The sequence below is a fragment of the Parasaccharibacter sp. TMW2.1882 genome (assembly GCF_023337635.1).
Lineage (GTDB): Bacteria > Pseudomonadota > Alphaproteobacteria > Acetobacterales > Acetobacteraceae > Bombella > Bombella apis.
Genome location: NZ_NWUT01000001.1, coordinates 952,655 through 974,858, shown reverse-complemented (window position 1 = coordinate 974,858; position 22,204 = coordinate 952,655). Strand labels below are relative to the sequence as shown.

Here is a 22,204-nt window from a genome sequence, read left to right as displayed (position 1 = left end):
ATCACCTGCCAGTGGGAGCGACCTGTTTCCAACGGTAGAGCGTGAGAAGACTCCCAGCCCAGAGGGCCAGACTGGCAAAGCTGAAGGCGATGGTCAGTTCTGCCGCAAGAGGGGTCTGCACGGCTGTATGACGCATAAGCACGATTGTGACGGCTCCCGAAAGACAGAAGGCCGCAAGGGCCAGAATGATCCCGCGGCATAAGGCTCTGGGCAGCAGACAGTAGCTGACCAGTGTCAAGGCAATCAGCCCATGGTAGGCTAGGCTGGCCTGCTGGTATGAGTGTTCCATGTCCGGCGTTGAGACGCCGGACAGATGGGGGATCGGTGTCAGATGGGTCATGAGGGGGCTGATGGCGATGATGCCGCACAGCCCCAGCAGGCAGCCCAGCAGTGTCCCTTCGCTCAGACGGCCCAGCCAGAGGGTGGCGGGTGTTTCCACGCAGGATGTCTGTCCCGGTTTCCTGCGGCGGTGGGTGTTGAGCCAGAGCTGGTTGGCAGCATGGAAAAAACCGACGCCGCACAGACCCAGTGCCACATAGAGCCAGCGGACAAATTCGCCGCCAAAACTCCCGAAATGCAAGGCGAGGCACCATGTCAGGATATGGCGGGCGGGTGTTTGCTGGCCGGGTAGATTCTGGCTGTCGATCAGGTGGCCTGTTTCGGGGGTCAGCAGGACAGCGCCACGATCCCGGCCAATGAGCGGGTTCTGGAGGTCTGTTCCTTCTGCCAGCAGATAAGACTGTCCTGCTGGAGGCAGGCTCCGCTCCCCATTGGCATTGTAGAGCGGGGCATGGAGGGCAAGGCGCTCGGCCTGACTGTCCGTGCCGTGAGGGGACAGGACATAATCCAGCGTGAGGGGATGAAAATCTGGTGCCAGTTCATGCAGGAAGGACAGGGCTTTTTCGGGGGGAAGAAGCGATGATGCTGGTGGTACCTTTCTGGCAGTTGCCTGCTGGATGCCGTCATGCCTCGAGGAGACAGGGTACAGTAGCGGCGAGAAGGCAAAAAGCGCCGTTGTCAGGGCGATGATGAGGTGGAAGGGCAGGGAGCAGAGGCCGAGAAGACTGTGGAGGTCGAGCCAGAGGCGGCGGCTGTGGCCCTGCAGGCGGACGCTCATGAGGTGGCGCCATATGCCGGGCAGAAGAAGAATGACACCGGAGAGCAGCGCCAGGCCGTAAAGGAGGCAGACGGTACCGACAAGAGGCATGGCCCAGTTTTCAGGCAGTGGCAGGCCCAGACGGCGGTGCAGCCCTCCGATGAACGTGGGAACAGGGGACAGGGTCAGCTGGTGAAGGGAGGGAGTATGAGAGGCAGGCAGGCTGATGAGAATATGGGATGCTGGCAGGCCGAGGGGCAACTCTGGCCCTGTCGGGATGCTGAGGGTGGCCGTATCTGACGTTTTGAGGCCGATCCTGTAATGGAGGCCGGGGAAGATGGAGGGTAGGTCTTCTGTCCGGGATGTGAGAATCTGGTCAAGCGTTGCGGGGATGTCTGCCAGTGGAAGGGCTCCATGGTCCGGCAGGGGCGGCTGGCTCCATTGTTGGAGAGGGGCGGCAAACAGGGTCATGGTTCCGGCCAGAAAGCTCATGGAAAGCAGAGTGCCGGTTGTAATGCCGATCCAGCCATGCAGGGCGCGGTACCGGATGGCCAGATGCTGGAGCTTCTGCCACGGGCCGAGGCCGATACACAGGGTCAGCCCCGTAATCCCGGCCAGACAGGCGCCCGTTATCAGCAGGCAGAAGCCCGTCATGCCATAAGGGCGGAAACAGGGGAGGGTTATGTCTGCCCAACAGGCCGCCATGATGAAAAGAGCTGCCAGCAGGCCACCGATGCCCAATCGCAGCCACAATACGGCAGAAGGATGGGGCTGTGGGGGAACCGGCCGCCTGTCCCTGCCTTGTGATCCCTTCATCAGGACGTATGGGACTGGGTGGAAATGAGAATGGCCCAGAGGATGGGCATGATGCACAGCAGCACCATGCCAAGCCCACCAAGGCAGAAAAAAGCGGTTACGGCACCGAAGACATGAGCCCATAGCAGCCATGCCAGCCCGCTGGACAGGGCAAGGCCGACCACACCGGCAGTACGGCCCAGCTTCTCGGGTCTGGGCGTATTGCCGGGGAGCTGCATCCACAGGAGCACGGCCCACACGGCCCCGGCCAGAAGGCCGCCCCAGAAGAAAACGGGCTCAGACGTAGTCTCCAGTCTCATGCTCCCTCCGGCTTCCCCGCATTCCGCCTGCTACAGGAAGGCTGGCAGGTGGATCATGCTCTGTAATGGGCCGGATTTTATGGGGAAGAGGGAAGAGACGTCAAACCTGTATAATTTATACAGGATATAAGGAGTCCTGATGTCAGGCTTCCATGCCGCACTGCCGCCGCTTCTTACTGCCGCCGGAAGGGGAGGCGTTTGCGCAGGCCGCTGAGTGGTCCTGCTGCCGCAAAACCAACGAGCAGGGAAGCTGTGACGGTCAACTGAAAAAGAAAGTGATAGGAGGACGACATGATTCTGTTCTCCAAGGCGGGGGTGATGGATGTCATCTTCAGGCATCAGTAATTAATTTTACGTAATAAAGGAATGGTTTTTTGGAGGCTTCTGCAAAAAATATGAAAGGGTGCTGTTTTTGCTGCCTGTTCTGTGGAACGTACTGCTATGGGCAGGCCCTCTGGCAGGTAGGGGAGCGGGCCCGGAAGAAGAGGAAGCAGGGATGAAGATTCGGCCAGCTGAAGACAGGGACATTGCCGCCATTACCGGGATATACAACCATGCTGTCAGTACGACGACAGCCATATGGAATGACAGGGTGGTGGACAGTGCCAATCGTGCCGCCTGGCTGAAAGCCCACGATGAGGCAGGCCTTCCCGTGCTGGTGGCCGTTGATGACGGGGGTGGAGTGGCTGGTTATGCCACGTTCGGGCCATGGCGTGCCTGGGATGGCTACCGTCATACCGTGGAACATTCCGTCTATGTTCACAAGGACAGGCAGAGGGCCGGGATCGGGAGGGCTCTGATGGTGGCTCTTCTGGAAGAGGCCCGCCAGCGGGGATATCATGCCATGGTTGCCGGGATTGAATCGGGCAATGTCGGCTCCATCCGACTGCATGAACAGCTGGGTTTTGCTGTGGTTGGGCAGTGTCGGCAGGTCGGCTGCAAGTTCGGGCGCTGGCTGGATTTGACCTTCATGCAGATTCTTCTTGATGATCGCTCCAGCCCGGGCTGAAAGTCCTTCTCTGTCGGAATCTTGATTTGCACGGCAAAGCTGATGTGTGAATGTTAATTCATGTTCCGGTTGGGGAACAAAATGACAGCTTGCCGGGAAGGAGACGGTCATGGTGACAGGCTGGGCCTCCTTTGGCATCTGTGCCCTGCCGGTCTGTGACAAGTGTGGAATGATAGGGAGGTTCTGGGACTGATGATGGTACGATATGGGAAAGCCGGTCTTTATGGTGGGATGATGGCACTGGGCATGAGCCTGATGGCCGGAGCTGCCCAGGCAGAGGGCTTGGACCGTGTGTATGAGGTGCAGGCCCAGCTGTCTCCAACAGCCCTTGTGGCGGGCAACAGCACGCCAGTGGATGTGCTGAAGACCCAGATCGGCCCGAATATCCGGCAGGAACAGGATGAGAAGACGGTTTCCATCGGTCAGGACAGCTACAGGCTGGACCAGTACCGCATGAGGGTGCGTCTGCGCCATGGTGCTGGTGGCGGGTATGATGATGGTACGGTAAGCTATGTGATCTCTGCCAACCTGAGCCGGAAGAACAGCGATCATGCGACGTCCATTTTCACGCGGGTGAGAGGCGTCCTGAAGATGCATGATGGCCAGGCTACGGCTGTTCTGCCAGCCAATCGTTATTTCAAGGGGACGGTGCAGGTTGGTGCCATTGCGGCGAAGCTGTTCTGAACGTGAAGGGAGACTGGACCGTGTGGCGGTTTACGAAAGGCAGCATGGCCCTTCTGGTCTGTCTCATGGTTCCGGCTGGTGCCATGGCGGCTGGGCTGGCCCTGCCGGCTTCAGGAATCAAGGCGCCGTACAGCCCGTTGGCCATTCCAACCCGGATGACGCCCCTTGAAGATTCCTTGGAAACCCTGCTGGACAGGCAATACCGTGTTGTTGCTGCCCATCAGGCCGGAGGGGAGGAGGTGCTGGTTCTGTTCCGGGGGGATATGCCGGACAGGGCTGGAAGTACGGTCCTGTGTGCCCTGACGATGCCCAATTCTGCCAGGGATCAGAATGTCGTGACATCACGTTGCTGGGCCCTGAACCACCCTGACCGGTAAAACATGCCGTCATGCCTGTGCAAGAAAGCCGTTCTGCTGTGTGTACAGGTATGTTACTCATTCTGCGATGTCATGTGGTCCGTCATGCCTCATGTCTCTGCCCTCGGGTAGAGAAGACGGCTCAGGGAGGGAGCTATCTTTATGGTTGATTCAGTTTACAGTCTGCTTGGTTATGAGGCGGAGGTGCGCCAGCTGGGGAAGAAGATCGGGCGTTTGTCCAAGCATGAGCTTTTTTCACAGGATCTGACAGCTTTCCCTACTGCACACCCACGGGTCGAGCCCCGGCATGAGGCTTTTTATCGTGAGATCGAGGCATCCCATCTCTTTTACCGGCAGATGGTCAGCTCGATGGAGCGGGAGTTTCATGCTCTTTGTGAGTGTTTTTCATCTGAGCGCTATTATGCGGTTGATGGTGACTTCAACCATCTGATGGTGAAATTCAACGGTGATGCTGCCAACGATACGCTGGCCTCCATGCGGTTCATGAACCGTTTTATCCTCTGCCTGAAGAAGGGAGCACCCTTTGGGGAGGATGACACGCATGTCCTGTTCGCCAATTACGGGCGGCTGGTGGTCCGCTAGGCGGCAGGGCTGCATTTTTTCTGGCAGAGTGGCGCATGGCAGGGAACCCGGCATGACCTTTGATCTCTACACCACGCTGTATATCGTGGCCATCATTGCCGAGGCCATGACGGCTGCCCTGCTGGCGGGCAAGCTGGAGATGGATCTTGTAGGGGTGTTCCTGCTGGGATGGATCACCGCCTTGGGGGGAGGGTCCATCCGGGATGTGCTGCTCAACCATTATCCATTGTCTTGGGTGCGGCACCCCAGTTACCCGCTCATTACCGGGTTTGCCGCCCTGGCCACCATCATGGTGGCCCAGCACATGCACAGGTTGCGCAAACTGTTCCTGTTTTTGGATGCAATTGGCCTTGTCGTCTTTACCGTTATGGGCTGCCAGGTAGCGATGACGGAACATCTTTCTGTGGTCTGTGTCATCATTTCTGGCATGATCACGGGATGTATGGGCGGCGTGCTGCGGGATATACTCTGCAATGACATTCCGCTGCTGTTCCGGTCCGAACTGTATGGCACGGTGTCTGTCAGTACGGGGGTCGTGTTTCTCTGCTGCTCCCATATTGTGGATAACAGGAACATCGAGCTGCTGATCTCCATGATTTTTGGCATCAGTTTCCGTCTGCTCTCCATCCGCTACAACTGGACACTGCCACGCTTCAGTTATCGGTCCTGAGGCAGGTGGTCAGGTCCGGCCATGGGGGGCCAGAAGAATGAGCAGGGCTCCCACCAGGCAGAGGGCAGCCCCTGCCATGTCCCATGCATCCGGTGCCAGACCCTCCACGGCCCAGCCCCAAAAGAGGCTGGTGACGATATAGAGGCCGCCATACAGGGCATAGGCTCGCCCGGCATGGTCAGCCGGGCTGAATGTCAGCAGGATAGCGAACAGGCCGAGGCACAGCCCGCCGGGCAGGAGCCAGAGCGGGGACCGCCCCAGCCGCAGCCAGGCCCAGACAGAGAAACAGCCTGCAATTTCAGCGAAGGCCGCCAGGCCGTAGAGCAGGCAGGCAATGAGAGCATGTGACATGGCCGATGGTCCTGACGTGATGACGCTGTCTGTTCTGTAGCAGGTGAGACAGCTCACAGGCGAGGGGGGGGGGAGAGACGGTCTCTGCCTGGGGCTCAGGAATTATGTGAGGCTTCTTTCGCTGGGTGCCCTGGCTGGAGGTGATTTCTGGCCCAACCGACATTCAGTGCCAGCGTGGATATGCATCGGTATGGCAGTATCCAGCGGGAGCCGGCCGCTGGCGGGCGGATGAACACGGTCATCAGATTGCAGAGGATGATGACCAGCGCCACGTAGTTCTGGAGACCATCGGGCAGGGTGGTGAAAAAGGAGCTGATGTCCATTGGCGGTATCTCCGTGATGATAAGGCCGCAGAGAGGCGGTCATGGGATTGATGTATGATGAGGTGGAAGCGTCAGTCAGATCGCTGGGGTCTGACGGAGGGCAGGGAGGGCTGCTGCGACCTGGGCCACCAGCCGTCCATAAGGGTTCTGGCCATTTTCGTAGTGGATGATGGCCTCCATCAGGCTGGCAAGCAGGGTGGCTGTAGGCGGGCCGAGGACTGTATCCGGCGTCACGCCAAGGGCCTGCGCAACAGTATCAATGTAGCGTCGGGTATCGTTCTCGGCCGGAGGGGCCCACTTGCTGATGATGCAGGCGACGGTATCCAGCCTGTCCCGTACCATGTAACGGCAGAGCTGGTCCCGCAAGGCCATCAGGCCAGCTTCTGATGTGGAGAAGTGGGCAAAGCGGGGCGTGATGCCTGGCCCCGCAGGCTCCAGCATTGCGCCGGGCTGATGGGCGAAGTTGAGGTTGCCCGGATTGTTGTTGCGGATGCCACGGGGTGGCCGGGTGGGTGTCTGGGGCATGGTCATCAGCCTCCGAAGAAGTGGGGGTAGAGCGTGTGGATGAGTTGATAGAGCCCCACGGCGACTGCTCCGCCAACCGCACCGCCGCCTGTGATGGCGGCTGTAACAGTGCGTGACCGTAATGAATTACTCTCCCGTATCTGTTCGCTCAGGGAGGCAATGCCAGCATGAAGTTCCAGCGCCAGATTATCGATCTTGTTGCTGAGCTTTGTGAGGTCTTCATCATGACGGGCCTGTACTGCCTCCAGGGCGGCAATCCGCTCGTTGAGAGGGGTGATCCTGTCAGGAAGGTGTGTGGGCATCATGGGAGCAGTTCCATAAAAAAAACCGCCTTGGCGGGCGGTCAATGTGGGGTGAGAGCGTGGTGGTCAGCTACAGATTTTTTGAATTTCATGGCGTTCATTTCCATAATCCAGAAGGAAGAGGGGCGTTTCCTTCAGGTCAGGATGGAGATGGAGTTCTCTGGCGACAGCCCGCTCTTCTTCTGGCGAATAATGGACAAGCGCCGGGCAGAGGGGACGAAAGGGAGGCTGGTTGCAGCCTGCCAGCAGGCACAAGGCCAGCCCTGCCAGTAGTCCCGCAGGCGGTGGAGCGGGGGCCATCAGAATTGTCCCTTTTCCAGTGTGTCCAGAAGCTGGGTGCGGGTCCGCAGGCCGTTGGTACGGGCTTCGAGCATGGTGCGGGCGGCCTTGCTTGTGGCCTGGGCTGTTGCCGCGTCCTGCTGGCTGGACCGGACCCGTGCGCTGTTGCGTCCAGCCCTGTTGGCATAGGCAATCAGCCCTCCCAGAAAGGCCAGCATGGTGAGGAGAAAACAGCCTGCAAAATAGGGATTCATGGGGGCTCTCAATCTGTTGGTCTGGCGGGTAACGTGGGGAGGGACGTTGGTGTGTCAGAACCATCCAGGATGGCTCTCAGTGTGCTGACACAGGCCCGCATTTTGGGGCCGAAGGTTTCGCCCATGGCGGCAGTCATGGCTGCCTGTTGCTGAACCTGCAGCATCATGGCGGCGGCCTGGTCCCGCAGGGTGGTGGAGGGTGTTTCTCCCTGTGTGATGCCCCCCTTGGAGAGAACTGGATTTACAACAGGGCGGGCGTTCCAGTCTTCATCCGTGACATGCAGGCGGATGGCCCGGCTTCCCGCAGGCATGTGCGGTGTGACCTGCTGGAGCAGCTCTTCTTCCGTCAGGCTGTGGGCGGTTATGGTGCCATCGGCCTGTTTCCTGTCCTGCGTGAGGGGAATGATGGTCCAGCCACGGATGGGGACAGGCTCCATGGCGGCTCCTTCATCAATTATGGCGAAATAGGCCATGTTCTGGGTCATGACGAAAGCTCTCCAATGGCCATGACAGTAATGTCATCGGCCGGATCAATATTGGCACCTCCCAGTCCGACCCAGAATTTTCCAACCGTGAAGCCGGTGCGGTCCGGTGGGGAGAGGGTTGAGGGGCCGCCAACAATCATGTTGGTTCCGTTATGGAATGGCGGAACCATTACCGACACGGTGTCGCTGGTGAAGGATTGCGGAAAGGTGACCCTGTCTCCATGGGCTGCCTTTATGGTGAAAACCTGCATCATGAGCGGTGCGCCGGATGGGCTGCGTATGTTCAGCAGGACGTGGCCGTTCGGTGTGGTGATGGCCCCGTTCAGCGAGAGGGAAAAGACCCGGAAGATGTTGCCCTTGTTCAGGACAATATCGCCGGAAACGGCTCCCGTGGTCTGGTTCCGTGCTGTCTGGAGGAAGAGGCCCGTATCATCGGTCGTGGCACCGATCTGCCTGCTCAGTGTACGGCCATCATAGTCATAATGGCCTGATGCCACGATGTTGCTGCTTCGGGGGAGGGTATCTAGCAGTCCGCCCATGCCATCTGGCTGGCTGATGAAAGCTGTATCAGTCTGCCATGCCAGAGCCAGCAGGGGGCCGGCCATTGGTCCGGCTGCTACATTGCCGCTGATGAGGCCAGCAGCACCGACCGTTCCGCCAAGGCCTGTACGGAGCGGGCCGGAGGTACCGGCCGTGTTGGCAAATATGTTGTTGCGGATGATGGCGCCAGTGGGCCTGTTGAGATAGATGGCCGTTCCCGGATTGGCAGTGGAGCCGATATCCTCAAAATGATTGCCTTCAATTTCGACAAACTGGCAGCTGTCCGAGACATAGGCGGCATAGACCGGGTTGCCCGTTCTGGCGGTTGATCCATCACGGGATACAAGGTTGTTGCGGACCTGTACGCCATGAGCCGCCACGATGCCGATGGATCCACCCCCGTTGCGTCCGTGCGTATTGTTGTTGGAGAGGATGTTTCCCGTAATGAGGATGTTCCGCTGGATCAGCCCGTCTGCACTTTTCTGGTCTGTCGTCGTGATGCCAATGCCCCCGTCGGCATTGTCGTGAACATGATTGTTGGCGATCAGGATGTTCTCGTTGGCGGGCTGATCGGAACTGTCGGCATAGACGCCGATCCCGTCATGGTTGCCGGAGACCGTATTACCTGTGGCCCCGCAGCGGCGGCAGCCCATGTAGAAGACGAAACCGCCATCGGTGTGACCGGTTGATAGGCTGTCCGTGAACCAGCAGTTGTCAGCCGACCAGATGAACTGGGGGCTGTTGCCGCCATCCAGCAGCGTGACGTTGGTAATGAGGCTGTTGCTGATGAACCCCAGAGAAAGCGGCCAGTTGAAGGTGTTGCGGATCGTGATTCCGGAAATCAGCAGATTGTCGATCCGTGTTGGAAATGAAGGCATATCAGGCGTATTGTCTGTATGGCTCAGCGTGTTGGCGCATATGCCGCCACTTACGGCGGTCTGTCCCCCCTGCTGGCCGGACCGGTTTCCGTCAATGATTCCCTGTCCCGTGATGGAAATTCGCTCCAGAGACTGGCCGGGGGCATAGATGTCCAGACAGTTCGTGTTGCTGTCTGGCGCCAGGGTGATGATACCATCCAGGACGAGATGCGTATCCGGGCGGGTGATGCGGAGCGTTCCAAGCATGACGGACAGCCCGGCAGGGTGCACCAGCCGGAAGGTGCCTGCACAGTCATTGATGGCGGCCTGATAGGCGGCACTGTTGGCGGCTGTGTGCTGGCCGTCCGGGTCGTGGGTGACACCGTAGCTGGTCACCAGTTTTTCCGGGAAGCGGGCCAGAACATCCCGGACTTTTTCTCCTGCAAGGGTACTGTCACCATCAATGGTCAGCCCCGCTGCCTGGCCGTTGATGGCGTCAATCTTGCCGCCAATTTCCCTGGCAACGGTTGTGGAGGGGACGATGTCTGTCGGGTTTCCCGTTGCCGTGTAGGAGCGCCAGGCAGGAACCCTGTTTGCTGGTTGTGTCATGGTTTCCTCATGCTGGTTTCATTGCGCCGCCTGCGGGCGGTCCCAAAGGCTGGATGACGCTCAGACCAGCCAGCGATAGCGGATCAGGCCGTTGCCTCCTGTGCCGCCAGAAAAGAGTGTGTTTTTGGAGAAGGCATCATAGGCTCCACCTCCTCCCGCACCGAAGGAGGAGGCATCCAGTCCTCCCTGTGCACCGGCCCGTCCACCGCCCCCGAAAGCAGAGTCGCCTCCGTTGCCAACAAGAATGAACGGGCCGTTCTGCCCGTCTGACCCTGGGGCACCGGACTGCATGAGGATGTTTCCTCCATGTGCGGAACCGCCAGGGGCCCCAGCACTGGAGGCCTTTGCCTGCCATGAGGCTCCTCTGCCGCCACCTGCCGTCATGACGGCAGTTCCGTTGATGAACAGTACGGTATCGCCGCCAGGCTGTTCTGTGGTGCCCCCCCGGCCGACCCTGACGGACAGGGTATCAGCAGGAGAGATGGAGAAGATACCCTCTGCATAGGCGCCAGCTCCACCGCCACCGCCTGAAGAATTGGTGTTGGAGAATTCGCCCCATGCCTGGCAGTTGGCACCTCCCCCTCCTGCCCCCAGGGCCACGACATGAAGGCGTGTGGCCCATGCTGGGGGAGCGGGCATTGATCCGTCCTGATAGAGCGAGGCGAACAGGAGATTGGCTGAGGCTCCATCAAGACGGCTGAGCCTGCTGTCCAGACGGTCGGAGAGGGCCCCCAGTGTGTGCTGGAGTGCCTCATCATTGCCGATGCGCCGCCAGTATGTTCCGTCAGGGTCGGTCGCGGGGTTGGTCATGTTGCCATCCTGCTGGCTGATGAGCAGAATGGTCGGATCCGTGGCGGATCGCAGAACAGCTCCCAGCGGGTAGCCTCCGACATCATGGGCGAATGACGCATCGAATGTCATCGTGGTGCCTGCACACCATGCCCGTGCGATGGATGAGAGGGCAAACAGGATGCCGTTCATGTCCCGGCCATCTGGTGGTGTGCCCCCAGCCCCCGTAGGCTGAAAGGTCAGCGCGGGGAAACCCAGCATGAAAGAGGCCGCCCCTGCATCACTGCTCTGGAGAGGGATGTCACGCCGATAGGCCAGACCTGCATTCTGGGCAAAAGGAACGGTAATTTTCTCTGGAAGGTCGGAAGTCTTCATAGAATGTCATTCCCGAAATCATTTTTGGCAGGGGGGATGAAGGTGTAGCGGTACTGCACGCCAGAGGGGCGGGGCAGCACACCGGATGCGATGATGGAAACGTCAATGGCTGTGGGGCGGAAGGAGAAAACGAGCATCATGGTGTGGTCGCTCGTATCGGCCAGGTAGCAGTTGCCACGGTTGCCGAAGAGGATCATGAGGATGCGGTTGATGTCAGCGATGGACCCGGCAGAAATGTTTGCTGCTGCCTTGGCCAGGATCAGCTGGCGGTAGTTTTCGTCTGTCAGGCGGTAATTGGCTGTTGCTCCACGCCCGGAATACCAGATGCCTTCACCAAAGGTTCTGGAGGTCGGATAGCCTTGTGCAAATCCCCAATAGCCTGTCGTGTCAATGCGTAGAACCCGCCCGACCCCAACAATCCTCCCCCACACGTCCAGCCCCCAGCCTTTGGCCGTGGCCGGGTTCCAGACATCATGCAGGAAGGTCTCGATAGACCTTTGCGGGTCCACCGCCGCATTGAAGCGCTCGAGGATGCCGGTGAGGGCAGGGCTGTTGGCATACTGGGCGAGGATGGTCTCCCGTATGTCGATCATGCCACCACCTGCACGCTGATCGTGTCCGCCGTCACCGTGGGAAGCTGGTTGATCGGCAGTGTGAGCCTGTTCTGTCCCGCATTGCCATCAGTGCCGATGGTCAGGGTAAGCACCTCCGCCCAGTCCCCCAGCCCGTCCACCACGGCAGAAAGGCGGGAGGCATAGACGGTTCTGCCCAGCCGGATGCGGTTGGCCCCCGTCGTCAGGTAGGAGACGATGGCCTGCTGGATGAGCTGCGCCGCATTGGATGGCACGGCATCCGAGGCCGCAATCTCCATGACCACATGGACAGCAACCGGCGTCGGCCTGTCATAGCGGAACGAGTACGATGGCTGGTTGCCCGCATAAACAGGGTTGGTGTCCTGCACCGTGACGATCTGGGTACCAACGGTGGGGATGCCCGGGGGCTTCTTGTGCAGGATGGCCTGGCCGATGTCCTGCGGGTTGCCCCCTTCCACCAGAATGTACTGCGCCCCTGCCGGGATGGTCACGCCCTGCTGCACCGTCGGAGCCTGTGCCGGATTGTCCGTCACATAAGCATCCGTCACGCCGGGCAGCTCCAGCAGCGCCCCCATGAGGGACGCATTCTGCCCGATGCTGTTGGCCGCCACGCTGGCCTGCCGCCGGGCTTCAAAGTCGGTGCGGCTTTCGGCATCAGCACCCGTGGCACCGGGGGCAGGATTGGTGAGGGATGCCAGCCCCAGCCCCGCCTGATAGAGCGTCAGGCTACTGGCGGGACAGCTCACGGCCCCGGATGTCTGGCAGGCAAGCTCGAGGCTGGCCGTGGCGGACTGGGGAAGCGTGATGGCCTGCGGGGCCACATAGAGGCTGCCATCCGTTCCCTGCGCCACGACCGTACCGGCAGCGATGGTCTGGCCGGGGGCGTTCACGCTGGCCTGCACCGTGACGGTCGTTGCCGTGGCGGGGCGGCGCTCGATGAAGTAGATGCGCCCGATGGCCTCCTGCATCCGCCCGGAAGAAGAGGCCGGGTCCACGCCATTGAATATGGCGATCATCGCCCCCAGAAAGTCGCCAAGGATGGCGGTCTCGGAAAGGGCGATCTGCCCCTGCGGGGTGGAAAGGGCCGTGTTGGCCCCACCCCCCAGGGCGGCGTTCATGTCGGCCAGAACCCCGGCAAGGATGTCCTGCTCGGAAGGGGCGGTGAAGCCCGCATCGGTGAGGATGGGGGCCGGGACGTTGGTCGTGGCGTCAGAACTGGGCATGGTCCGTGCTCCCATCGCTGAAGGTTACGAGAATGACGCCGGTGAGCTGGCGTTCCTTGGTGGGATTGGCGAGGTGGCAGGTGGCCGCCGCCACGCCGGGAACAGACGTGGCGGCATCCTCAATCTCCGAAGAATAGAAGGAGAGGTCCACGTCCGAGCGCAGGATGTCCGTGTCGTAGGGGATGCCCTGCCCGGTGTCGTAGAGCACCTCGCCCAGCCATGTGCGGGCGGCAGAGCATACGTCCTGAAGGATGGCCGCCTTGTCCGTCAGCACGACCAGATTGCCCGTGCTGTCCAGTGTCAGGTCCCAGTCAGGGGTGAGGGAGAGGGTTTTCATGAGAACTCCGGGCAATAAAAAACCCTCCCGGTGAGGGGAGGGTTGGGCACCATGGCGCAGGATGGTTACTCTGGCGGTGAGGTCTTCCCGCCGCCCGCCTGCACCCCGCCATGCGTGTGCTGTTTCAGCGAGACGCCGGCCGCCTTCACATCACCGCTTGTCTCGATATCGCAGTTGGCCTGCACCTTGGCCGCCTCGATTGAAACCGTGCCCGGCGTAACGATGCGCCAGCCCTGATCCGTCGCCTGAATGAACTGGTCAGGCCCGTTGTTCAGGAATCCGCCCACATAGACACAGTCCTGCATGGCGAACTGCCGGAACGAGGCGGGGGGAGAGGGCTGCCGTGTGGTGACGGCATGGGTGTGATCCCGGCCAGAAATGACGATGAAGCCAATGTCCCCCGGCTTGGGGTCGATGATGAGGGCCGAACTGCCGCCCTGGATGCGGAGATAGGGGACGTTGTGGACGATCTGCCGAGGGTGGGGCTTGCCCTGTTTGTCCTGCTGGTGGACCATCGGCTGCACATCCACCATGCCAGTGATGGAGGCTGCCCCGGCCTTCACGGCCTTCACCTGCACCAGCATGGAGGGGCCGATCTTGCGGATATGGTCCTGAATCCGCCCGTTCATGATCGTGTTGAGATTGATCCCGGTTCCCGTTCTGTCCCAGTAGGGGGTGTTGTTTGTTGGCATGGGTCTTCCCCTTTATTGTTCTGATGCGTTAGATGGACAAATGACCTTGCGGGAGTTGACCATGAAACACTTTCTCCTCATTGCCGCCGCTGCCATCGTCCTGTCCGGCGTGGCTCGGGCAGATGATGGACTGACCCTTGCCCAGAGGAATGAGCGGCAAATGGAAGCCAACAGGAAAGTAATTGATTCTTTGTGTGCGCCTCATTGCAGCCGTCCAGTCATAGAGCCATCCCAAAGCGATTGGGATGCTGTTTCAAATCGCATGGCTGCGGAAACAGAGATCCATTTGCGTCAACTCGGCATATCCCCCAACACGGCCCGGAAGGCTGTATGGGCAACGCAACACAAGCCCTATAGCGCATGTTCTCACTATGTAGCCCAGCTTACGGCTGATTATGAGAATGGCCTAGATCGGCCCGATTACGACGACAAGCTCATTGCGTCTGTCGAGCGTTCTGGCACCTGCGAGCGCAAGAACCTCGACTGATCATTTAACAGCGATCTGCTGCCCTACATTCGCCATCTGGCAGTCCACGAATGTGTGCCAGTTTCCGCCCGGTATTTCAGCTGTGACTTCATGGGTGATGCTGTATGGCAGCCAGAACCCGTTCCACGGAGCCGAGGCGATACGCTGTCCCTGCTGGTTCAGGCCGTTTTCTCCGGCCACCCACCCGGCAGGAGTGTACTCTTTTACCACCTTCACGGGCTGATAGTAGGAGATGTCTGGCCGCAGAAGGCAGGAAAAGGAAATCCCGGCCCGGTGCAGCCCCTCTCTCCATGGTGTTGTGACTATTCTCTACGTCGTTGTAAATATCATTTAGTAGGTGGCCTGGTGATAGGAAAAATGCGCTGTTTTGGTTCCCCTTATATTTGGCGAAAAGAGTAATGACGGATAGTGTCTTGACTGGATCATTCTAATATTTCCCAGAGAAGATTGCAGTATTCCGCGAGAGTTTTTTTGTTTAATTTGGCGTCAACCATGATTGAAGTACTTTTTCAGTTAGAGGTTAGGGAGGTTGTGCGGGTTGTGGACACATGGGGTTACCTGTGCCGAAACGATCCTCCTTCTGATCCAGCAGGTATTGGAGGCAGAAAAAGAGGAGTAGTTACGTGGAGGAGATCATGAAGAAATTAGGCGTTGTTTTTGTTCTGGCTTCTGGGCTTTTGGATACTCTCTTTCGGCGAGAGCTGAGGAGAATGAGGATCAGGTCAACCAGTTGATGCAATCCATGACGGCTCAAGACTTCCTGAAAGTTCTGGACCAGTTCTACGGGAAGTAAAGAGGTAAGGGGGAGGAAGCAAAAAACTCCTTCCTTACTGCCGACATGCCATCTTTCATCTGTTGCCTGGATGAACTGGTCCAGCCCGTTGTGCGGCTCTCTTTTTCTTTTTTGGAAAAACCGATCGCCACAGGTTTGTGGTAGAAGCAGGCTCTTCCACAGGTCCGTTGAGTGTGGTTTTCATATGTGGCCCTGATGGATCAGGATGTGGTTGTCAGAGTCGGTGGCTGCACCCGGTAGGGTGGGTGCCGTCAATTTCAGGAATGAACAGGATTATGGGCATGAAACATCTGGTGCTGTGCGCCGTGTTCGCACTGGCTCTGCCCGGTGTGGCACGGGCGGAGGCTGTGTATCTGAAAAATGAGGATGGGTCTTTCGCCATAGACCCTCCAAAACTGTACGAATTTCTTCACAAGGCTTATTCCAGCAAGCGGGTGGCGGATAATGCCTATGATGTGCTCATCAACAAACGGCGGGGCAATTGCTACGATGCTGTTGTCCATGTGCTCAGATATTTTGATGATGGGCCAGGAAATGTGCCGAAATATTGTTACAGGCCGGATCTGGCCAGTGATGATGCCGTTACGGACGAGCCGCAGGGCCTGAGAGCGCCCTGAAAGCAACACCCAGCCAGAAAATTGTCTGATTGCCAGCGCATGGGGTGAAACCACATTGGAGAGGTTGTCGGGATGCGCTATTTTCTCCGTAGCCTATGGGGCGTAATGCAGGAATCCTGTCCATGAAACACGTTCTTTTTGTAATTGCAGCCGTTTCTGTTTGGGGCGGAGTAGCCCGTGCGGATGCATTGAGTCACATGCCCGAAACCAGAGGCACCCTCTCTCAGGCGCTGCATAGTGCCAAGGTGCAGGCGCATCAGGGGGTGAATCATCAGGAGCAGCGGACGGATGAGGAGAATTTGCGCCGCATCGGCCTTTCCGCCGAGACGGTGAGGGATGGTCTCTGGGCCGTATCACACCGCCCCCATTCGCCCTGTGCCCAGTATATCCGTCAGCTGACAGCCGATGCAAAGGGCAGTTCGGCGGCCCTGTTGCAGAGTGACCAGCGGCTTGTCACTTACGTCGAGAATTCTGGAATCTGCGAACGCTAACCGGCTGGAGCAGTGGTTTCTCTGCAAGGCAGTCGTGCAGTGATAGAGGGACCTTGCGCTTGATCGACCGTTCCTGATGGTTCAGTGCTGGGTTGCGCCCTGCTGGAAAAGAGGGCGTCCGATAGTGAATGACTGGAAAGGGAGTATCATGTCCGAGAAGGAAGAACCGGCTGCAAACCCTGTGAAGGCAGTACACGACGTGATCAGGAACATGCCAGCTGAGGAACGTGAAAAGGCTCATGAGCGCCATCATGAAGTGCTCGATGAAGTCTCCAGTGATGAATCCGAAACTGTAACTGACTGAAATCTGTTACGGGCGGGGGCAGGCGGGCCTGTTCCGTCCTGCCCCCGCCCCTGTATCGTGAGGGAAAGGAAAGTGATGATGCGGACGACACTGTGCATGACAGGCCTGAGTCTGATGCTGCTGGCGGGCAGTCTGACAGATGCCCGGGCCCAGACCCCGCTGGATGTGGCGCAGGATGGAACGGTGACAACAAGCGGTCTGGCCGCTCTTGGTGTATCTCCCAATGGGGGGCAGCGCTTGGGGCAGACCGGTAAATGGCAGATGCTGGAGCTGGACCACACGCTTACGGCTCTTCTGGCAGAAAATGATGTCATGTTGTCCGCATCGCCACGTCGGGGTGGTGATGTCTTTCTCATGTTCGTCCTGAAGAATCATGAGATTCACCAGCCAGAACTGGAGGTCCGTTTCTCCAACGGATACGAGGTGAAAGGCTTCCATTATACAGGCATCATCAACCGGGGCACGCAATGGGGATGTTATGTCTCCGAAGCTGAGGGGCACGCCCTGTTTGATGCCCTGGCAGGCAGTACGTCTGTCAGCATGTCCTGGGCAGGGGGCGCAGCCCACATCGATTTCGATCACGGGGATGAGTTCGTCCGCACACTGGCTGAGACAGCCTGGCGTGGAAATATGCCGTTTCCGAAATGATATTTCATTGCGGGGGAGCGCTTGTGCCCGGACCGGTCTGCACGCCGCCGTGAGTATGCTGTTTTAGCGAGATGCCACCCGCCTGAACGTCGCCGGATGTGACAATATCGCAGGTGGCTTCAATGCGGCTGGCTTTCAGGGTGAGGGGCCCTTGTGCGTCTATGGTGACGGATCCCGGCGTCACGATCCGCCAGCCCTGATCCGTTGCCTGTATGAACTGGTCTGGCCCTTCATTGAGGAAGCCGCCCACATATACGCAGTCCTGCATGGAGAACTGTCGGAACGAGGCAGGAGGTGAGGGCTGTCGGGTCGTGATGGCATGGGTGTGGTCCCGCCCTGATATGATGATGAAGCCAATATCTCCCGGTTTGGGGTCGATGATGAAGGCGGAACGGCCGCCTTGCAAACGCAGGTAAGGAACATTGTGGATGAGGTCATGTGGCAGGGTGCGGGAGAGCGCATCCTGCTGCTGTACCATGGGACGGACCGTGACCTTGCCTGTAATGGCAGCGGCCTCGGTCGTGACTGTTTCTACCTGTACCAGCATGGAAGGGCCGATCTGGTTGATGTGGCTGGCAATGAGTGAATCCAGTGCACCTTTCAGGCTGTTTTTGCCCGCATTGGAGCGCAGGAGATAGGGCGTGGCTGTAGCAGGCATGCTGTGATCCTTCAGGCCGTTCTGGAGGTGGTTGTTCAGGAAGGTGGCGGCCCGTCATCGTCTGCCAAGGGTCGTACGGATGCATTCCATATGTGTATGCCAGGCTCCATGTGAGGTCTCGGTACTGATGTCGTGCCAGACAAAGGTGGCCAGCCACAGGCCGTTCCAAGGTGGGGTGCCGGTTGTGCATGTTCCGGTGACGGGTGCAAAGGTGCTTTCCAGAGCCAGTGGATGCCAGAAGGTGATGTCTGGCCGGAGGAGGGTTGTCAGGGATATGCCGGAACTGCTGTATCGGGGATAGCCGATCATCCCCGTTGCGGCTGAGATGACAGGAACTGTTGATTCCTGCCCTGCTGGCGGGATGCCGGTAAAGGTCGGCCCCCATATTTCAAGGAGCCCCCTGTAGGGAATGGCCCCCTGGTTGCTTTCCATCACGGGGATGAAAGGTGAGAGGTTGAAGGTGCCTTTCGTCGCCGTCAGGATGGCCTGTATCTGCTCAAGAGCCGTTCCCCATCTGTAATGGTTTGTCAGGCTGGCATGGTGTTCCCAGCCACCATGATCCAGCAGCTGGAAGCCTGCTTCTTTGCAGATATCTGCCATCAGGGTGATGACGTCCTGCGGTCCGGCATAGCCTTTGGCCTGTGGCAGGATGGACGCTGGAATGGTGCTGGTCATGGCATGGATATGGAAGGGACTGTCCAGATCATCATAATCTGTCTGGGCACTGTCGACTGTTCCAGTGAACAGGTTTGTCAGCGGGCTTCCTTCATCACCGGCCTGTAAGGTGATGAAAGTCTGGCCAGCAGTGATTGTGTTTAGGTTGTCTGGTGCAGGATGGTCGGGAAGGATGGAAAGGCTGTCTCTGTCTATCTGGGAGAGCCCCCTGATGGTGAGGTCAGCTTCGGAACCGGTGGTGAATCCCGCATGTCTTATGGTGGCCTGTATTGCATGTCCCTCGCCAATCGTGAAGCTGTCCAGGCCTCCGTTCAGCCCGGGCATGAAGAATGTGACGGTTATCTGTTTGCGGGCAAAGCTGTGTGTCGTGGTGGCATTGGGATATGTGATGGCTGTCATGATGTATCATCTTCGTAATGAAGCAGGAATCGGGACCCCAGACCTGAAAATGTGGGATCATCAGCCCCTTGTGTGTCGGTGAAGTACAGGCGGCCTGGCAGCAGGCTGGCAGGGTTGCGGATGATGTTGGTCCCGTTCTGGCAGACAACGCCACGGAGAAGGGCTTCGGTACCGACGGTCAGGTCCATGTATAGCCCGGTGGAAAGCTGTCTCAGCCAGATGTGGCATTGCAGCCCGGCAATGGGGCAGGTCATGCTCTGGGCTGCTGTTGGCTGGAGCGGAACCGTGTAGATCATGTCCGTTTCTCCGGCTGAAGGGTGACGGGGCCTGCATTGCGGGTTTGCGCACCCTGTGGGTGGCGGCTTCCCGTCCAGCGGGACGTGTTTCCCTGTCGGACTTCCTGAATGGTGATGTTGGCCGTTATGATGTCAACGCCGCTGTCGACCGTGCGGGTGAAGGTGTAACCGGTGATGTTGGCATTGGGGTAGATGCCCTCTGGCGTGGCGACGAAATAGAGGTTTGTGTCCTTTACGAGCCGGGAAAGCGTTTCCAGAAAATCTTTCCGCACCGTGTCAGACCCCACACCAAGGGTGCTGCGTATGAAGTCTGGCAGCAGGTTTTCACCAAGGGAGCCTGTTTCCGACCCGTCACAGACCATGCGGATCATGGCCCGGTAGGGCAGGAATACCTTGTTGTAGCTCGTGAAGGTACCGTTTTCCTGTGGGGCGGAGCAGATGTTGGCCTGTTCATCCAGTCGCAGGGAATCGACATGGGCGGCGGAGAGGACACGTCTTGGCGCCTGGCCTGACAGGAAACTGGATGGGCCGCCAGCTGATCGGTTGAAACCGGACGATGTGAGGGAACTGAACTGGTCAGCCGTCGGGCGGCGGAAGATGCCCCATTGGCGGGCGGCACGCTGTACGGCCCAGTTTCCCAGCGTTTCACCACCGGTGGCGGAGGCTGACGCCCGGAGAGATGTCAGGATGGACATGAGGACTGCTCCAGAAAGAGATTATCCGGTCTGGGTGAGGGTCTGGCGGGCAAGGGCTTTTATGGTGCTGGCTTCCACGGCACGGGCAATGTCTTGCGGTCTGCCATGACCTGCCGTCACGGTGATGTTGATGGTCGGGCTGTGCGTGGTCGTGTTGTGGGTCGTGAGAGGGTGCGGTCGTGCTGCGGTTTCGACATGCCGGGCAAGGTGGGCAAGAGCCGGCCCTGCACCGGGAGTGGGCCTGCCCGGAATGGCGGGGGAACGGGAACCCGGTGCTGCAGGAAGCATCCGTGAGAGTGTCTGATCCGTACGGGCAAGGGTCAGGGACAGGCGATGCAGCCGCTCCTGGTCCTGCTGCGGCGTGGGTGAGACGTTCAGTTCCCGTGAGGCCGTGCCGGTCAGGTATGGGATGGACATGGCAGGCAGGAGCCTGCCCGGCTGGCGAGGAGGGGGTGTCTTCTGGCGTCCGGTTTCATCATGGGGTGAGGAGAGGCCTTCAGGAGCATGAAGGTTCAGGATGCTGCGGGCCGTCATCATGGCTGAAAAACCTTGCAGGAGGGGGCCGGGGGCCGCTCCCTCCCGTGTCGTATCAACCTGTCGTGCCTGGAGGTGAAGGACACGCTCCAGAGCCTGCTCTGCATTGTGGAGGGTTGGCTCCACGTCCTTCAGGGCCTGTCGGGCGGCAGGGGTGGACTGGGCCAGCAGGGTGGACCAGTCCCGCACGGTCTGTACCGCCGAGGGAGGCATGGGCTGGGGTGAAGGGGCTTTCGCTTCGGGAGTTGTGGCATCGCTCTGGCGGGCCGGTGGCTCCGGCGTTGGCATCATGGCGGGCAGAGGGCGTGCCATGACAGGGACATCTGTTCCGTCTGTATCCTGCTGTTTCAGACCAGTGAGTGATCGCCCCCCGGTGAAAAGGGCCAGTGCCCCCATGACATTCCGCCGGAAGGCTGCCGTGCTCTGTTTCAGGGGGAGATGGGCCGGGGGACGTATCAGGTCCGACTGGGCAATGAGTGTATCAAGAATGGCCATTCATGCGCTCCACGGCCGCAATTTCCCAGAGAAGCCACATGTCTTCGCTGTCATAGAGGGTTTTCAGCTCATGCAGTGTGGCCAGCCCCGCCCCGATGACAAAGGCCATCGGACTGGAGAGATTCACGCAGCGGGCGGGAGGTCCCCGTCCGGCTGTGTCTCCCTCAAGATGGCGATGAGGGGGTATATCTGGTAAATTGCGGCCTTGAAAAAATCCACGTTCAGCCGGAAGGCCTCTGCCCGCAAGGCAGGCAACGTGTTGGGGTCCGTTATGTCCGCCTCGATGAGCGGGGCAGGCTCAAGGGCCCGGTTCATGGGGTCCCGGCGGATTGTTACACAGTCCAGAAGGCCGGAGAAAGCCCGGTCACAGTCTTCATCGCTCATGTGCCCGAACAGGGCCATGCTCTGGCCGGAGAGACCGGCAATGCCGCTGTGCAGGGCCTCCCGTGGGGTGTTGGCTCCGGCACGGGCCAGGGCACGGACGACATGCCGTGCCCAGCGGTCCGCCGTGAAGGCCGACATGCGGGAAATGACAAAACATTTGCCTGCATCAGGGCCTTCGGCAGGGGTCCATTCGATGGTTTTCATGGTGGGTTGCCTTACAGCCCTGCCGGGAGGACATTTTCCCATGTGATGTTCACGGTCCGGTTGCCCAGCGTTGTATCCCCCGCCGGAACGGGGTCATAATCCGTCAGGCAGCCATTGGTGAAGGTGAAACGCTGTCCCAGCCCATGCAGCAGAAGCTCGCCGTTCAGTTCGTAGACTGTCCGGGCCTGCCGGGAGGCCGTGGCGATGGCATCGAAGATGGGAAGGGAGCGTGATCCGGCAGAGAAATGCAGGGCCATGTGATAGGCCGAAGGGACAAATCCCTTGTTGAGACGGCCATCAATGGAGAGGCTCGTCGTGGCCAGCTTCAGCTTCTGGGAGCCACTCCAGCCATGGTCGGTTGCCCAGTTCTCCAGCGTGATGGGCGCATTGAACAGGGTCTTGACCGTGAGGGTGAAAACGGCGTCAGCCGAGGTGATGAGCGCAGTGCGGGACATGA

General features: G+C 59.3%; 34 protein-coding genes. 10 read left to right on the top strand and 24 right to left on the bottom strand.

Going from position 1 to position 22,204, the window contains the following annotated elements; all coding sequences use genetic code 11:
* Position 1 precedes the first annotated feature (1 nt).
* Together CO583_RS04515 and CO583_RS04510 are read right to left on the bottom strand one after the other, a co-directional pair.
* Positions 2–1,912, bottom strand: coding sequence for a PepSY domain-containing protein (locus CO583_RS04515; RefSeq protein ID WP_248630308.1), 1,911 nt, complete (start codon positions 1,910–1,912; stop codon positions 2–4).
* Entirely contained in the window at positions 1,912–2,211 is a 300-nt protein-coding gene (locus tag CO583_RS04510; RefSeq protein ID WP_248630309.1) for a hypothetical protein, read from the bottom strand. The genes CO583_RS04515 and CO583_RS04510 overlap by 1 nt, the downstream gene beginning before the upstream one ends.
* A gap of 496 nt (positions 2,212–2,707) precedes the next feature.
* Here CO583_RS04510 and CO583_RS04505 point away from each other — a divergent pair, with 496 nt between their 5' ends.
* From CO583_RS04505 to CO583_RS04485, 5 genes are all read left to right on the top strand, one after another.
* Positions 2,708–3,220, top strand: a complete 513-nt coding sequence (locus CO583_RS04505) for a GNAT family N-acetyltransferase (RefSeq protein WP_081562651.1) — start codon at positions 2,708–2,710, stop codon at positions 3,218–3,220.
* A gap of 192 nt (positions 3,221–3,412) precedes the next feature.
* Positions 3,413–3,904: a hypothetical protein gene (locus CO583_RS04500; protein ID WP_081562649.1), complete on the top strand. Its 492-nt coding sequence runs from the start codon at positions 3,413–3,415 to the stop codon at positions 3,902–3,904.
* Between the two features lie 20 nt (positions 3,905–3,924).
* Positions 3,925–4,281, top strand: a complete 357-nt coding sequence (locus tag CO583_RS04495; RefSeq protein ID WP_248630310.1) for a hypothetical protein — start codon at positions 3,925–3,927, stop codon at positions 4,279–4,281.
* 141 nt (positions 4,282–4,422) lie between these two features.
* Positions 4,423–4,863, top strand: a complete 441-nt coding sequence (locus tag CO583_RS04490) for a hypothetical protein (RefSeq protein ID WP_043562073.1) — start codon at positions 4,423–4,425, stop codon at positions 4,861–4,863.
* Between the two features lie 52 nt (positions 4,864–4,915).
* Positions 4,916–5,533, top strand: coding sequence for a trimeric intracellular cation channel family protein (locus CO583_RS04485; protein WP_043562075.1), 618 nt, complete (start codon positions 4,916–4,918; stop codon positions 5,531–5,533).
* Positions 5,534–5,542: 9 nt separating this feature from the next.
* Here CO583_RS04485 and CO583_RS04480 read toward each other — a convergent pair whose 3' ends face one another.
* From CO583_RS04480 to CO583_RS04420, 13 genes are all read right to left on the bottom strand, one after another.
* A complete protein-coding gene (locus tag CO583_RS04480; protein WP_086431773.1) occupies positions 5,543–5,884 on the bottom strand; it encodes a YnfA family protein in 342 nt (113 codons plus the stop codon).
* Positions 5,885–5,979: 95 nt separating this feature from the next.
* Positions 5,980–6,207 carry a hypothetical protein gene (locus CO583_RS04475; RefSeq protein WP_052349246.1) on the bottom strand — a complete coding sequence of 76 codons (228 nt, stop codon included), beginning with the start codon at positions 6,205–6,207 and terminating at the stop codon, positions 5,980–5,982.
* 75 nt (positions 6,208–6,282) lie between these two features.
* The gene (locus tag CO583_RS04470; RefSeq protein WP_248630311.1) at positions 6,283–6,732 is read right to left on the bottom strand and encodes a structural protein P5; all 450 of its coding nucleotides are present in this window, start codon (positions 6,730–6,732) and stop codon (positions 6,283–6,285) included.
* Between the two features lie 5 nt (positions 6,733–6,737).
* Positions 6,738–7,037 carry a hypothetical protein gene (locus CO583_RS04465; RefSeq protein WP_043562083.1) on the bottom strand — a complete coding sequence of 100 codons (300 nt, stop codon included), beginning with the start codon at positions 7,035–7,037 and terminating at the stop codon, positions 6,738–6,740.
* 63 nt (positions 7,038–7,100) lie between these two features.
* Positions 7,101–7,334, bottom strand: a complete 234-nt coding sequence (locus tag CO583_RS04460) for a hypothetical protein (RefSeq protein WP_043562086.1) — start codon at positions 7,332–7,334, stop codon at positions 7,101–7,103.
* The gene (locus CO583_RS04455) at positions 7,334–7,567 is read right to left on the bottom strand and encodes a hypothetical protein (protein WP_043562088.1); all 234 of its coding nucleotides are present in this window, start codon (positions 7,565–7,567) and stop codon (positions 7,334–7,336) included. Before CO583_RS04455 ends, CO583_RS04460 begins: the two co-directional genes overlap by 1 nt.
* An 8-nt stretch (positions 7,568–7,575) precedes the next feature.
* Complete coding sequence (locus CO583_RS04450; protein ID WP_043562092.1) at positions 7,576–8,052, bottom strand: hypothetical protein; 477 nt, start codon at positions 8,050–8,052, stop codon at positions 7,576–7,578.
* The gene (locus CO583_RS04445; RefSeq protein ID WP_043562094.1) at positions 8,049–10,058 is read right to left on the bottom strand and encodes a right-handed parallel beta-helix repeat-containing protein; all 2,010 of its coding nucleotides are present in this window, start codon (positions 10,056–10,058) and stop codon (positions 8,049–8,051) included. Before CO583_RS04445 ends, CO583_RS04450 begins: the two co-directional genes overlap by 4 nt.
* 60 nt (positions 10,059–10,118) lie before the next feature.
* Positions 10,119–11,222, bottom strand: a complete 1,104-nt coding sequence (locus tag CO583_RS04440; protein ID WP_248630312.1) for a glycine-rich domain-containing protein — start codon at positions 11,220–11,222, stop codon at positions 10,119–10,121.
* On the bottom strand, positions 11,219–11,815 hold the full coding sequence (locus CO583_RS04435) for a DUF2612 domain-containing protein (protein ID WP_052349248.1): 597 nt from the start codon (positions 11,813–11,815) through the stop codon (positions 11,219–11,221). Before CO583_RS04435 ends, CO583_RS04440 begins: the two co-directional genes overlap by 4 nt.
* Complete coding sequence (locus CO583_RS04430) at positions 11,812–13,038, bottom strand: baseplate J/gp47 family protein (protein ID WP_248630313.1); 1,227 nt, start codon at positions 13,036–13,038, stop codon at positions 11,812–11,814. The genes CO583_RS04435 and CO583_RS04430 overlap by 4 nt, the downstream gene beginning before the upstream one ends.
* Positions 13,025–13,375 (bottom strand): hypothetical protein, encoded by a 351-nt coding sequence (locus CO583_RS04425; RefSeq protein ID WP_081562639.1) that lies wholly within the window; start codon positions 13,373–13,375, stop codon positions 13,025–13,027. The genes CO583_RS04430 and CO583_RS04425 overlap by 14 nt, the downstream gene beginning before the upstream one ends.
* Positions 13,376–13,440: 65 nt before the next feature.
* Entirely contained in the window at positions 13,441–14,067 is a 627-nt protein-coding gene (locus CO583_RS04420) for a Gp138 family membrane-puncturing spike protein (RefSeq protein WP_249103194.1), read from the bottom strand.
* A 61-nt stretch (positions 14,068–14,128) separates the two neighbouring features.
* Between CO583_RS04420 and CO583_RS04415 the strand changes: the two genes are divergently transcribed.
* Positions 14,129–14,554, top strand: coding sequence for a hypothetical protein (locus CO583_RS04415; protein ID WP_249103192.1), 426 nt, complete (start codon positions 14,129–14,131; stop codon positions 14,552–14,554).
* On the opposite strand, the gene CO583_RS04410 is transcribed toward CO583_RS04415, so the two are convergent.
* On the bottom strand, positions 14,555–14,734 hold the full coding sequence (locus CO583_RS04410; protein WP_249103189.1) for a hypothetical protein: 180 nt from the start codon (positions 14,732–14,734) through the stop codon (positions 14,555–14,557).
* Positions 14,735–15,628: 894 nt separating this feature from the next.
* Here CO583_RS04410 and CO583_RS04405 point away from each other — a divergent pair.
* The 4 genes from CO583_RS04405 (at position 15,629) to CO583_RS04390 (ending at position 17,407) form a co-directional block, all read left to right on the top strand.
* Positions 15,629–15,964: a hypothetical protein gene (locus CO583_RS04405; protein ID WP_143539976.1), complete on the top strand. Its 336-nt coding sequence runs from the start codon at positions 15,629–15,631 to the stop codon at positions 15,962–15,964.
* A gap of 122 nt (positions 15,965–16,086) precedes the next feature.
* A complete protein-coding gene (locus tag CO583_RS04400) occupies positions 16,087–16,455 on the top strand; it encodes a hypothetical protein (RefSeq protein WP_043562104.1) in 369 nt (122 codons plus the stop codon).
* A 148-nt stretch (positions 16,456–16,603) separates the two neighbouring features.
* Entirely contained in the window at positions 16,604–16,759 is a 156-nt protein-coding gene (locus CO583_RS04395; protein ID WP_156878807.1) for a hypothetical protein, read from the top strand.
* Positions 16,760–16,834: 75 nt separating this feature from the next.
* Positions 16,835–17,407, top strand: a complete 573-nt coding sequence (locus CO583_RS04390) for a hypothetical protein (RefSeq protein WP_043562106.1) — start codon at positions 16,835–16,837, stop codon at positions 17,405–17,407.
* A 4-nt stretch (positions 17,408–17,411) separates the two neighbouring features.
* Here the strand turns inward: CO583_RS04390 and CO583_RS04385 are convergent, their stop codons facing one another.
* From CO583_RS04385 to CO583_RS04350, 8 genes are read right to left on the bottom strand one after another with little or no spacing between them, the layout of a single operon-like run.
* Entirely contained in the window at positions 17,412–18,065 is a 654-nt protein-coding gene (locus CO583_RS04385; protein WP_043562108.1) for a Gp138 family membrane-puncturing spike protein, read from the bottom strand.
* A 54-nt stretch (positions 18,066–18,119) separates the two neighbouring features.
* The gene (locus tag CO583_RS04380; RefSeq protein WP_248630316.1) at positions 18,120–19,139 is read right to left on the bottom strand and encodes a hypothetical protein; all 1,020 of its coding nucleotides are present in this window, start codon (positions 19,137–19,139) and stop codon (positions 18,120–18,122) included.
* The gene (locus CO583_RS04375) at positions 19,136–19,435 is read right to left on the bottom strand and encodes a phage baseplate plug protein (RefSeq protein WP_043562113.1); all 300 of its coding nucleotides are present in this window, start codon (positions 19,433–19,435) and stop codon (positions 19,136–19,138) included. The genes CO583_RS04380 and CO583_RS04375 overlap by 4 nt, the downstream gene beginning before the upstream one ends.
* Positions 19,432–20,130: a hypothetical protein gene (locus tag CO583_RS04370; protein ID WP_086431786.1), complete on the bottom strand. Its 699-nt coding sequence runs from the start codon at positions 20,128–20,130 to the stop codon at positions 19,432–19,434. Before CO583_RS04370 ends, CO583_RS04375 begins: the two co-directional genes overlap by 4 nt.
* Positions 20,131–20,151: 21 nt before the next feature.
* Positions 20,152–21,159 (bottom strand): hypothetical protein, encoded by a 1,008-nt coding sequence (locus CO583_RS04365; RefSeq protein WP_248630317.1) that lies wholly within the window; start codon positions 21,157–21,159, stop codon positions 20,152–20,154.
* Positions 21,146–21,286: a hypothetical protein gene (locus tag CO583_RS04360; protein WP_156878805.1), complete on the bottom strand. Its 141-nt coding sequence runs from the start codon at positions 21,284–21,286 to the stop codon at positions 21,146–21,148. The genes CO583_RS04365 and CO583_RS04360 overlap by 14 nt, the downstream gene beginning before the upstream one ends.
* Positions 21,283–21,747: a phage tail assembly chaperone gene (locus tag CO583_RS04355; RefSeq protein ID WP_086431788.1), complete on the bottom strand. Its 465-nt coding sequence runs from the start codon at positions 21,745–21,747 to the stop codon at positions 21,283–21,285. The genes CO583_RS04360 and CO583_RS04355 overlap by 4 nt, the downstream gene beginning before the upstream one ends.
* 11 nt (positions 21,748–21,758) lie before the next feature.
* Positions 21,759–22,202 carry a phage tail fiber protein gene (locus tag CO583_RS04350; protein WP_248630318.1) on the bottom strand — a complete coding sequence of 148 codons (444 nt, stop codon included), beginning with the start codon at positions 22,200–22,202 and terminating at the stop codon, positions 21,759–21,761.
* Between the last annotated feature and the right edge of the window lie 2 nt (positions 22,203–22,204).